General features: G+C 33.8%; 2 protein-coding genes. One reads left to right on the forward strand and one right to left on the reverse strand.

Annotated features, from left to right (window positions below):
- Window positions 1-461: aspartyl protease family protein (locus AC1DPQ_RS28215; protein ID WP_477611636.1), on the reverse strand; the 461-nt coding region annotated here is incomplete at its 3' end.
- 210 nt (window positions 462-671) lie between these two features.
- Between AC1DPQ_RS28215 and AC1DPQ_RS28220 the strand changes: the two genes are divergently transcribed.
- A partial coding sequence (locus AC1DPQ_RS28220; protein WP_477611637.1) for a D-alanyl-D-alanine carboxypeptidase occupies window positions 672-1,206 on the forward strand: 535 nt, incomplete at its 3' end.

Consider the following 1,206-nt stretch of genomic DNA (forward strand, 5'->3'; position numbering starts at 1 on the left):
GTTTTACCACCAGGAACATCAACAGTAGCTAAAATATACGGTTTCTGTTTCTGAATCTCAATGGGTATTTTTTTGCCGCGGTATTTAATTTTGGCATCGTGGTCGTAAATAATCAGCCTATTTTCACTATACCTTATATCAACAATAAAGCTGTTAAAAAAACTGAAGCCAAGCAAACCGTAAATTTTCAGTCCCAAATGCCCCGACAGGTTAAAGAGATCTTCTTTTAAGATTGCCGTTGGTATATTCTTAATGCTTGTACTGCCTACTTTAACATCCAGACTTTGGGAAACATAGGCTTCTACTGTTTCAATGCCCAAGCCAGATACTTTAATTTTACGGAGTTTACTAAAATTCAAAGAATCGATAATCGATGGATCGGTAATAATCATCGGTCCAACTCCGGTATCAAGAACAAAATCATATGGCCCCTTACCATTTACATACACCGGAATAACCATTAGGTTTTTGATGCACTTAAAAGTAATTGATTGTTTTTGCCGGTTTCTTTTAAAAAGGAATTCCTGGCCAAACCCAGAAAAAGCAAGAAATACCAACCCCAAGCAAATTGTTAGTTTGCGTAAACAGATTATTACACCGGGGTTATATTTGGTTAACATTAAACTAAATTTAATAAATTAGTTGATAATTATGCCCCCTAAATTTAGAACATGTTTACTTTAAAAAATCATAATTTCATTTTTCTTGCATTTGCACTATCTATTTGTTTGTTAACAAGTTGCTCAACCAATAAAATCATTTCAAAAAAAGTAGCTAAAGAATTTAAAAATTCGCAGGTAATCAAACAATATCAGGTTGGTTTCGCCCTTTATAATCCTACAGATAAAAAAATGATTTTTCAGAAAGATGCCAATAAGTATTTCACACCAGCATCTAACACCAAACTTTATACTTTTTTTGCGAGTTTAAAAATGCTGCCAGATTTAATGCCAGCTTTAAAATATATTGAACGGAATGATTCATTGATTTTTTGGGGTACAGGCGATCCGTCTTTTTTACAGTTTGCAGTAAAAGACAAATCGGCTTACAATTTTCTTTTGGCTTCGAACAAAAAACTATTCTTTTCTCCCGGACGATATTCTGGCAGTTTTTTTGGCGATGGCTGGTCGTGGGATGATTACGATTATTATTATCAGCCAGAAATTACCGAAATGCCAATTATGGATAACATGGTTACTTCTACTT

It is taken from the genome of Pedobacter sp. 01T416_2 (assembly GCF_056398925.1).